9 protein-coding genes and 1 pseudogene are annotated in these 9,454 nt (G+C 71.5%); 7 read left to right on the forward strand and 3 right to left on the reverse strand.

Translation table 11 applies throughout. The features are described from left to right. The first annotated feature begins 59 nt into the window (after positions 1-59). The 3 genes from ACGFYQ_RS31535 (at position 60) to ACGFYQ_RS31545 (ending at position 1,962) form a co-directional block, all read left to right on the forward strand. The gene (locus ACGFYQ_RS31535) at positions 60-1,343 is read left to right on the forward strand and encodes an MFS transporter (RefSeq protein WP_393749586.1); all 1,284 of its coding nucleotides are present in this window, start codon (positions 60-62) and stop codon (positions 1,341-1,343) included. Positions 1,344-1,480: 137 nt separating this feature from the next. Beyond that, positions 1,481-1,651, forward strand: a complete 171-nt coding sequence (locus ACGFYQ_RS31540; protein WP_393749587.1) for a hypothetical protein — start codon at positions 1,481-1,483, stop codon at positions 1,649-1,651. Continuing rightward, complete coding sequence (locus tag ACGFYQ_RS31545; protein ID WP_393749588.1) at positions 1,648-1,962, forward strand: NIPSNAP family protein; 315 nt, start codon at positions 1,648-1,650, stop codon at positions 1,960-1,962. The genes ACGFYQ_RS31540 and ACGFYQ_RS31545 overlap by 4 nt, the downstream gene beginning before the upstream one ends. A gap of 88 nt (positions 1,963-2,050) precedes the next feature. On the opposite strand, the gene ACGFYQ_RS31550 is transcribed toward ACGFYQ_RS31545, so the two are convergent. Both ACGFYQ_RS31550 and ACGFYQ_RS31555 read right to left on the reverse strand, forming a co-directional pair. Beyond that, entirely contained in the window at positions 2,051-2,581 is a 531-nt protein-coding gene (locus tag ACGFYQ_RS31550; RefSeq protein WP_393749589.1) for a nuclear transport factor 2 family protein, read from the reverse strand. 29 nt (positions 2,582-2,610) lie between these two features. Beyond that, positions 2,611-3,348: an SDR family oxidoreductase gene (locus ACGFYQ_RS31555; RefSeq protein WP_393749590.1), complete on the reverse strand. Its 738-nt coding sequence runs from the start codon at positions 3,346-3,348 to the stop codon at positions 2,611-2,613. Positions 3,349-3,507: 159 nt separating this feature from the next. Between ACGFYQ_RS31555 and ACGFYQ_RS31560 the strand changes: the two genes are divergently transcribed. Further along, entirely contained in the window at positions 3,508-4,338 is an 831-nt protein-coding gene (locus tag ACGFYQ_RS31560; protein ID WP_393749591.1) for a helix-turn-helix transcriptional regulator, read from the forward strand. A gap of 137 nt (positions 4,339-4,475) precedes the next feature. Continuing rightward, positions 4,476-4,667: pseudogene (locus ACGFYQ_RS31565) on the forward strand (pyridoxamine 5'-phosphate oxidase family protein); the annotation flags it as partial. A 1,039-nt stretch (positions 4,668-5,706) separates the two neighbouring features. Here the strand turns inward: ACGFYQ_RS31565 and ACGFYQ_RS31570 are convergent. Beyond that, entirely contained in the window at positions 5,707-6,378 is a 672-nt protein-coding gene (locus ACGFYQ_RS31570; protein ID WP_393749592.1) for a TetR/AcrR family transcriptional regulator, read from the reverse strand. A 124-nt stretch (positions 6,379-6,502) separates the two neighbouring features. Here ACGFYQ_RS31570 and ACGFYQ_RS31575 point away from each other — a divergent pair, with 124 nt between their 5' ends. Together ACGFYQ_RS31575 and ACGFYQ_RS31580 are read left to right on the forward strand one after the other, a co-directional pair. Continuing rightward, positions 6,503-8,182, forward strand: coding sequence for an ABC-F family ATP-binding cassette domain-containing protein (locus ACGFYQ_RS31575; protein WP_393749593.1), 1,680 nt, complete (start codon positions 6,503-6,505; stop codon positions 8,180-8,182). Between the two features lie 56 nt (positions 8,183-8,238). Next, entirely contained in the window at positions 8,239-9,144 is a 906-nt protein-coding gene (locus ACGFYQ_RS31580; RefSeq protein WP_393749594.1) for a virginiamycin B lyase, read from the forward strand. Positions 9,145-9,454: the final 310 nt, after the last annotated feature.

The following is a 9,454-nucleotide window of genomic DNA, read 5'->3' on the forward strand; positions in this document are numbered from 1 at the left end:
GTTGACGGACACCGTCAACCGATGCCGTCGTCCCGGCGGCCGAACGCACCGTTGACGCCATGGCAACCACCACCAAGATCCGGCCCCGCGCCCTCGTCCGTGCCTCCGGAGGCCCCCGCTATGCCGTCGCCCTGGTCGTGGACGCGCTCGGCACCGGCCTGCTGCGGCCCTTTCTGCTGCTCTACGGGGTGACGGTGCTGAGGCTGTCCGCGCCGGCCACCGGTATCGCCATGACGGCCGGCGTCGTCGTGGGTCTGGTGTGCATGCCCGCGGTGGGCCGATGGCTGGACCGGGGAGCACGCAGCTCGGTCGTGGCAGCGTCGATGCTGGTACGGGTGCTGGGCGTGGCGCTGCTGCTGGCCACCCCGGCGGGCCACGTCTGGCTGTTCGCGACGGCGGCGCTCTTCCTCGGCATCGGCAACCAGGCATGGCCGGCCGCCCACGCGGCTCTCGTGGCCACGGTCGCCCACGGCCGGGAACGCGACACCGCTCTCGCGGGAGGCCGCGCCCTGCGCAACGCCGGCCTGGGCGCGGGCGCGCTCATCGCCACCGCGTGCCTGGCGGGCGGCACCACCGCATTGCAGGCGCTGGCAGCCGTCACCGGGCTCGCCTATCTCGCTGCGGCGGCCCTGGCGTGGTCGGTCCATCTGCACGCGCATCCGGCCGCTACCCAGGCCGAGGACGGGAACGACGGACCCGCGCCCCGGATGCGCGCGCTGCTGGCCGCCAACGTGGTCTACGTCTTCTGCCTCAACGTCCCCGAAATCGCGCTCCCCCTGGTCCTGGTGACACAGTTGCACGCATCCCCGGTGTGGTCGGCAGCCATCTTCGTGGCCAACACGGTGCTGGTGGTCACCCTGCAGGTTCCGGTCACCGTCCTGATGTCCCGCTTCTCCCGGCGGACCGTGCTGGCTCTCGCCGGCGTGGTACTCGCCGCGTCCTATCTCGGCTTCCTCGCGGCCACCTCACTGGGACACGGCTGGGGTGCCCCGGCCGTCGCCACGGTGTCCGTGGTCTGCACGATCGGCGAGATCATCTACGCCGGCAGCGCCACCGCGCTCGTCACCGCCCTCGCCCCGGCCCATGTCCTGGGACGCGCCCTCGCCCGCTTCGAGCTCTCCACGGGCTTCGGCCTCGCCGTCTCCCCGGCGGTCATCACCGCTCTCGCACCCCACGGCCCGGCCGCCCTCTGGGGCAGCCTCGCCGGCGCGACGCTCCTCTCCGCCTCCGCCGTCGCCACCGAGAAGGACCAGGCAACCGGCTCAGCGGTCGCTGCCGCCGGGCGCGAGCAGGCTCGTCGATCGCCTCTGACGACGGGCCCCCGATCCCGTAGTGCCCCCTGAGCTCCGCTCCCTGTCAGCCGCGCCGGCGACAGCACAAGACCCCGGGACCACGACGCCCCGGGGCCTTTCTGTGCACTTCGCTGACCTCCAGGCTCAACGACCGCACCCGGGCGGTGTTACGCCCATTCCACGCCGACTTGCGTGACCTCGACGTTCTCGACGAGCCGCTGGAGGCCCGCATCGGCATCGCCCCCGACGAGCGCGGCGAGTCCGCCTCCATGGCTGGTGCTGGTACATCAACCCCCTTCCTGGCCAGGCCGGGCCTCGGCCGGAAGCCGGAGCGGTCACCCGGCATGATGGGGGGGTGATCACCATTCATCTGAAGTACGAGATCGACGTCGACAAGCTCGAAGACTTCGAGGAGTACGGGCGCCGTTGGGTCAGGCTGGTCAACAGGTTCGGCGGCACCCACCACGGTTACTTCCTGCCCAGCGAGGGCGACAGCGACATCGCGTACGCCCTCTTCTCCTTCCCCGGCTTCGCCGCCTATGAGCAGTACCGCACGGACAGCATGTCCGACCCTGAGTGCCGGGCGGCCATAGACCTGGCGCGCGAAACCCGCTGCATCAAGCGGTACGAGCGTCGCTTCCTGCGGCCGCTCGACACCCCCGGCGACTGAACATCGGGACCGGTGTGCCGGTCCCGATGCCGGCCGGCCCGACCGCCACCCCTGGCGGCCGCGGCGCCGCACGACCCCGCGGTCGGGTTCATGGCTGCGTATGACCCCACCCTGATCCACCACCCGAATGGTCTCCGAAGACGGACCCCGGAGGGTCCTCGCCCTCGGTCCACCAGACGCCCAGTCTCTGGCGGACCAGGACCCAGCCCCTCCCCTCCCGGCGGAACTCCCAGTCGTACGGCCCGCCCATGGCATAGGGGGAGGCGGCCGTCCCGGGCGCGGGATCGGTCACGAACCACATGTAGCCGATTCCGGTGGCCCGGTCGCCGCCCGCCACCTCGAAGTGCGTGTTGAGGATGTGGTGCTGCATGGTCGGATAGCGGGCTTCCGCCTCCTCCACCCTGGCCCTGATCGCCTCCCTCCCGCGGATCGTCCCCCACGGGCCGAACTCCAGCACCGCGTCCTCGGCCCAGCAGCCGGACCAGGCTCGCCAGTCCTTGCGGTCCAGCGCCCGCCACCCGCGGATCATGAGTGCGCGCAACGCTTCCTTGTCCTCCAGGACCCGCAATCTGCGGGACAGACCGTCGTTGGCGTCGGCGGTGCAGGGCATATGGGTCATGTCGTGACCTTTCGCGAACGGGTGGTGGGTCATTGGGCACTCGCGGCGGGCCGGACCACGATCTCGTTGACGTCCACCCCCGCCGGCTGGGAAACGGCGTACGCGATGGCCTCGGCGATGGCGGAGGCGGGCAGCGCCACGGCACGGTAGGTCTTCATGGCCTCCCTGGCAGCGGGGTCGCCGATCCCGTCGGCGAGTTCGGACTCGGTCACGCCCGGGGAGACGAGCGTGACGCGGATGCTGCCGTCCGGGGACTCCTGGCGCAGTCCCTCGGAGATCGCGCGGACGGCGAACTTGCCGGCGCAGTAGACGGCGGCCGTCGGAGAGACCTCGTACGCGCCGACGGAGGCGATGTTCACGAAGTGCCCGCCGCCCTGGGCGCGCATCGCGGGCAGGGCGGCGGCGATCCCGTACAGGACACCCCGCACGTTCACGTCGATCGTCCGGTCCCACTCGTCGACCCTCAGTGCCTCCAGCGGCGAGAGCGGCATCACGCCCGCGTTGTTGACCACCACGTCCACCCGGCCGTAGCGCTCGCGGGCGGCGGACACGAAGGCGTTCACGTCGGCGGCGTCCGTGACGTCCAGCCGACGGAACGCCGCGGTACCGCCGACGGCGGTGATCTCGCGGGTCAGCGCGCCGAGACGGTCGGTGCGGCGCGCGCCGAGGAACACGTGGTGGCCGTCGGCGGCGAGCCGGAGGGCGGTCGCCTTCCCGATGCCGCTGCTCGCTCCGGTGATCGCCACGACCTTGGCTGCGTCTGTCATTCCTGTTGTTCCTCTCGGCCAAAAGGCGGCGGGGTCAGGAGAGTTCGCCCCGCTCGCACCACCGAGTCTGGGCAGGCCGCGGCGCACCGACCAGGACGGGTGCTGCCTGGGTGCACCGCACCCAGGCAGCACCCCGTCGCCATCGCCTAGCCTCACGGCATGCCCGACAACCAGCTGGGAGAATTCCTCCGCGCCCGCCGAGCGGGCCTGCGCCCCCAGGACGTCGGCATGCCCGGCCACGGCGTGCGCAGGGTCACCGGACTGCGCCGGGAAGAGGTCGCGGTCCTGGCCGGCGTGAACGCGGACTACTACACGCGCCTGGAACAGGGACGCGAACGCCACCCCTCGGCCCAGGTGCTCGACGCCCTCGGCCGCGCCCTGCGCCTGGACCCTGACGCCTACGCACACCTGCACCAACTGGCCGGGACGGCACCGGCCGTCCCGCTCACGCCCACCGCCCCGGACCAGATCGGTCCCGCCCTGCGCCGACTGCTGGACGGCTACCCGGGCGCCCCGGCGTTCGTCATCAACCGGGCCCTGGACGTCCTCGCGGCAAACGCCCTCGCCGAAGCCCTGTACTCGCCCTTCGACCCGGCGGACAACCTCGCCCGCATGGTCTTCCTCGACCCGGCGGGACGGCGGTTCCACACCCGGTGGGTCCACACGGCGCGAGCCGTCGTGGGCCACCTGCGCCAGGCGGCCGGCCTCGATCCCGACAACCCGCGCCTACGGAGCCTCGTCCGCGACCTCACCGAGCACAGCGCGGACTTCACCCGCCTGTGGAATACCCACGCCGTGCGGGGCAAGACCTCGGACGTCAAACACTGCCTCCACCCGGACGTCGGCCCCCTGACCCTCACCTACCAGGCCTTCGACGTTCGCGAGGCACCGGGCCAGCAACTCGTCGTCTACCAGGCCGAACCCGCCACCCCCAGCGCCCAGGCCCTCACCCTCCTCGGCACCCTCCACGCCACCGCGCAATGGTGTTGAAGCGGCGCGGTCTGTGCGCTGCGGGGGCCCGTGTCGTCGGTCAGTGGAACTGAGCAGTGGTCGCGCTCCTGACCTGGATGGCGCAGGTTGGTTGAGCACTGTGCAGTTTCACCGGTCGTCGGCCCGTCGACAACGAAGACCCCGCTTTCGAGCACTACTGGCCGGCGTTCCGCTGGCAGTCCGACCATGTCGAGCGGTCGCGCTCTCTCGACGAGCCTCCGTCCGGGCCTCTCGTCGTGGTCGAGGCGGAGCGGATCGTCCATACCGAGCACTGGCTGCGGCGCGAGGGGTTCGCGCCGCGTCAGTTCTGGACCAGGCCGGACCAGTAGTCCGGAACCCTCGTTACGATTCCGGCGTGATCCGTCCTCTCTCAGGTCCTCCCACGTGGAAGCACCCCCTTGCCTCGCTCGCACTGATTCTCCTGATAACCACCTGCTGGTATGGGCTACAGCCGGTCTACTCGGACTGTGTTTTCTTCTCCACTGGTCCTCCCGGGGAGTCGTTGAGCCCGAATCAGGCGTATCAGCAGGCAATCGAGTCAGGGCAGTGCGAGCCGCCCCACGCACGCTGGAACACCTGGACACAGTGACCTCCGAACCCCCGCACCGGAATGAGCACGGCTCCGCCCCACTGTGAGGTGCGGGTGAGTGTCACTGGCCAGTGCGGGTTGGCGTCAGCGATCCCGACTGCATGTTCCGAGAAGGCCCCTACTGCCTTGGGCCCGGCGAAGAGAGCTCGGCTGCCCAGCACCACGTGTAGACCTGGGTGTGTGGGATCCGTGGGACGGGGCCGGGCTGGCAAGCTTGCGAGAGGCCCTTTCTCCCCGGCGCCGGTTGAGCCGTAACCACCCCCGCGCAGACCGGGAGGAGTGCCGTTGAGTCTCCAGTGCTGGATGCTTCGGAACCGGCCCCGTTACCCGGGACCCGGCCGCCACCACTGACACTGCTGCTGGCCGGGCCCGCGGAGCGGGCCTTTAAGGACTGGAGGCTGAGCCGCAAGGACCAGGGCGGGGGAGCGCATCGGACCCGCCCAACAGGCCCGAAGGTCGGGCTCCGTGAAACGGGGTCACCCAGGCTCGCGGAGCGGGCCGTTCGGGTGGAGCGCAGCGGAACCCGAAATCCGTCCGGAGCGAAGCGCAGGACTCCGGCACGAAAGGGCCGGCTAAGGCCCGGCGAAGCCGGGCCTTCCTGAAGGTCTGTTGTCGCCCGTGCAGGTATGGGGCGTGGCGGTGGGCGGTTCACGTCGGAGTTCTCGACTACGGTCGCGACTGAGGTCTGCCTCCTGTCTTTCTTTCCGCAGGCAGTGAACGAGGCCGGGGGCGCATGTGCTTCCGATGCCGCGCTGAACCGCCAGTTCGCCGTGGGCAGGTCAGTGGAACACTCCTGCCTTGGCTGCCGCGCACGCGGCCCGCGCTGCGCGGCGGGGCAGCTCTGCGTCCGGTGCGCCCCGCAGGAGGAGTAGTTCCTGGTAGAGCGGCGCCGTGGCCGTGACGAGCAGCGCGCGGGTGTTCAGGCCGGGCGGGATTTCGCCCCGGTCCACGGCCCGGTCGGCGACCACCGCCGACCGGGCGTAGCGGTCCTCCCAGAAGAGGGTCAGGGCGCGCGCGGCCTCCGGCGAGCGGAAGGACGCGGCGATCAGAGCGGTGGTGAGGCTCGCGCCCGCGCCGGACTCGTCCGGCTGCAGGGCGTCGAAGACCTCCTGGTTGAGCGCGGTGAGGTCGTCCTGCAGGGAACCGGTGTCGGCCGGGCGCCAGGTGTCGTCGGCGGCCGCCTCGAGGACGTCGGCCAGTAGTCCGCCGATGTCGCGCCAACGCCGGTACACGGTGGTGCGGTGGACGCCGGCCCGTTCGGCGACGGCGTCCACAGTCAACGCGTCGTATCCGGCTTCCACGAGGAGTCCGCCGACCGCCTCGAGGACCTGTGCGCGGATCCGGGTGCTGCGGCCGCCCGTCCGGCGCCGGGCGGCGGCCTCCGGACCGGGATCGGGACAGGCCTCCGGACCGGGATCGGAAAGATCGCTTGCGTCTGTGGGGGATGACATGCCACCATCTTAACGCAACAGTCGTCGCTTTAAGGAGTTTCGGTGATCATCTGCCGCACCCGGCCCGCCGGCCGCCACCCCGTTTCCGCCCCCGCCCGTGCCGTTCACCTCCCGGAGTCCGCCCATGACCGCGACCGACACCTCTGCACAGCTCACCGCGCTTGACGTCACCAAGACCTACGACGGCCGCCTCGTCCTCGACACCGTCAGCTGCTCCGTCGCGACGGGAGACCGCCTCGGGATCGTCGGCGAGAACGGATCCGGCAAGTCCACCCTGCTCCGCCTCCTCGCCGGAGCCGAACGCCCTGACCGGGGAAAGGTCTTCATCCGTTCCCGCAGCCCGGTCGGCTACCTCGCCCAGGAGGAACGGCTGCCCGCGCACCTGACCGTTCAACAGGTCATCGACCGGGCCCTCGGTGAACTGCGCACCATGGAAGCCGGCCTGCGTCGGCTGGAACGGCGGATGGCGGACGGGGACACCTCCGTGCTCGCCGCATACGCCGACCTGCTGACCGGCTACGAACTCCGCGGCGGCTACGAGGCCGACGCGCGCATCGAGCGCGCCCTGCACGGCCTGGGCCTGCTGCGGCTGCACCGCGACAGCCCGGTCGGCGCGCTTTCCGGCGGTGGGCAGGTCCGGTTGCGCCTCGCGACGTTGCTGGCCGCCGAGCCCGATGTGCTGCTGCTCGACGAACCGACCAATCACCTGGACGACTCCGCCCTGACCTGGCTGGAGGAGCACCTGCGTGCCCGCCGCGGAGTCACGGTGGCGGTGTCCCACGACCGCGTCTTCCTCGACCGCGTCGCCACTTCCCTGCTGGAGGTCGACGCCGACACCCACAGCGTCGTGCGCTATGGGAACGGCTACGCCGGCTACCTCGCCGACCAGGCCGCCGCACGCGAGCGCAGGGTCCAGGCCCGCGCGGCCTGGAGCGCCGAGGTCGCCCGGCTGCGCGACGCCGCTGTCGGCAGCGCGCGGAGGGTGGCGCCCGGACGGGCTCGCAAGGACGGCAACAAGATGGCCTACGACCGGGCCGCCGGCCGGGTTCAGCAGTCCCTGGCGAGCCGGGTGCGCCAGGCCGAGGAGCGGCTGGGCCGGCTGCTGGCGCATCCGGTGGAGCAGCCGCCGAAGCCGCTGTGCTTCACCGCCGTCCCGAGGGGCGGCGGGGCGCGTGGAACACTCGTGGCGGCGCAATTCGTCGAGGTTCCGGGACGCCTGGCCCCCACGAGCCTGACCCTCGGGCCGGGCGACCGCCTGCTGGTCGGCGGAGCGAACGGCGCCGGGAAGAGCACCCTGCTGAACCTGCTGGCCGGAACGTCCGAACCTCCGCGAGGACGTGTCGTACGCCGTGGTCGGATCGGCCTGCTGAGGCAGCTGCCGGACCCGGACCCGGACGGGCGGACCGTTCTCGAGGCCTATGGGCAGGGGCGTGCCGGACACCCCGAGGAACACGCCGAACAGCTGCTGGCGCTCGGACTGTTCCACCGTGACCGGCTCGGCATCCCCGTCGGGAGCTTGTCCTGCGGACAGCGGCAGCGGCTCGCCCTGGCGCGCCTGGTGTCCGAGCCGTACGACGTACTGCTCCTTGACGAGCCGACGAACCACCTCTCCCTCGCCCTGTCGGAGGAGCTGGAGGCGGCCCTCGCGGGGTTCCCAGGCGCCGTGGTCGTCGTCAGCCACGACCGCATGGTGCGTTCCCGCTGGCAGGGCGAACGACTCGACCTCGTGGCAGCCACGACCACCACAGCCGCTGCCGACGAGGAGAGTTCCGTGCGGCCGGCGGGCACCGCCCACGTCGCCTGACCGGGCCCCGCGCTGCCCCTGCCCCACCCTTGCCACCCGCGACGAGAGGATCCCGCATGCCCCACACCCTCACCGCAGACCGCTCCTTCTCCGTCTCCGACCCGGCCTCGGGCCCGTACGCCCTCACCGCCGACGCTGACGGCTCGATGTGGTGCACCCTCGTGCACGCGGGCCGGATCGCCCGCCTCACTCCCGAGGGCCGGCTCGACGAGTTCCCGTTGGACTCGGACTCCTGCGGGCCCGGCCTCATCACCGCGGGCCCCGACGGCGCGCTCTGGTTCACCCGGATGCGGGACGGCCGGATCGGCCGGATCGACAGGGACGGACAAGCCCGTTCGTACCCGTTGCCCGTACAGGACGCCGGCCCGTACGGCATCGCGGCCGGCCCGGACGGCGCGCTCTGGTTCACCCAGCTGCACACCGATCGGATCGGCCGCATCGAGACCGGGGGAGCGGTGGTGGAGTTCCCGCTGCCCGGCCTCGAAGGAGCTTTCCCCTCCATGATCGCGGCAGGCGGTGACGGAGCTCTTTGGTTCACCCTCAACCAAGCTCACGCCATTGGCCGGATCACGCCCGTCGGCGAAGTGACCCTCCATCACCTGCCCGCTCCCGGGGCCGCTCCCGTGGGGATCGCGGCCGGTACCGACGGGGCCCTGTGGTTCACCGAGATCGGAGCGGGCCGGATCGGGCGGATCACGACGGTCGGGGAGCTCACCGAGTATCCGCTCCCCGACCCCTCCTGCCGCCCCCATGCGATCACCGCCGCACCTGACGGCTCTGTGTGGTTCACCGAGTGGGCGACCGGCCGGATCGGCTCGCTCACCCCTGCGGGCCACCTGGAGGAACATCCGCTCCCCGACCCCGGCTGCGAACCCCATGGTCTGGCCTTCGGACCGGACGGCGCGCTGTACGTGGCCCTGGAGGCAGGAGAGATCCTGCGAATGGTGCGGGGCAGGGGTTGAGCATGCGCGTGTGTCACGCAGCCAATGGGAGATGGAAACGATCTTGTCGCCGGTCAGAGCCCGTGGCCTGGGCCGCCGGATGCGCGGGTCGTGTGCGGTGGTTGGGTGGTGGTCTGCATGGGTGTGGCGTGCCGCGGCTGGTTTGCCGTGGCATGCCGTTGGGTTCAGCTGGCGGCAGCTCATGGTCCGTGTGGGTGTGGCTGCCGGGGTGGGTCAGCGGTGGTGGTGGTGTCCGCGGCGGCCCCAGGACTCGGTGTCGATGACGTTGCCGCGGTTGTCGCGGAGGGTGGCGGTGTCGCGCTCGTCCCAG

Source organism: Streptomyces sp. NPDC048258 (genome assembly GCF_043201995.1).
Classification (GTDB): Bacteria; Actinomycetota; Actinomycetes; order Streptomycetales; family Streptomycetaceae; genus Streptomyces.

Coding starts and splice junctions, on each gene's coding strand:
- ACGFYQ_RS31535 (WP_393749586.1), top strand. CDS start 60: ATGGCAACCACCACCAAGATCCGGCCCCGCGCCCTCGTCCGTGCCTCC.
- ACGFYQ_RS31550 (WP_393749589.1), bottom strand. CDS start 2,581: ATGACCCATATGCCCTGCACCGCCGACGCCAACGACGGTCTGTCCCGC.
- ACGFYQ_RS31555 (WP_393749590.1), bottom strand. CDS start 3,348: ATGACAGACGCAGCCAAGGTCGTGGCGATCACCGGAGCGAGCAGCGGC.
- ACGFYQ_RS31560 (WP_393749591.1), top strand. CDS start 3,508: ATGCCCGACAACCAGCTGGGAGAATTCCTCCGCGCCCGCCGAGCGGGC.
- ACGFYQ_RS31570 (WP_393749592.1), bottom strand. CDS start 6,378: ATGTCATCCCCCACAGACGCAAGCGATCTTTCCGATCCCGGTCCGGAG.
- ACGFYQ_RS31575 (WP_393749593.1), top strand. CDS start 6,503: ATGACCGCGACCGACACCTCTGCACAGCTCACCGCGCTTGACGTCACC.
- ACGFYQ_RS31580 (WP_393749594.1), top strand. CDS start 8,239: ATGCCCCACACCCTCACCGCAGACCGCTCCTTCTCCGTCTCCGACCCG.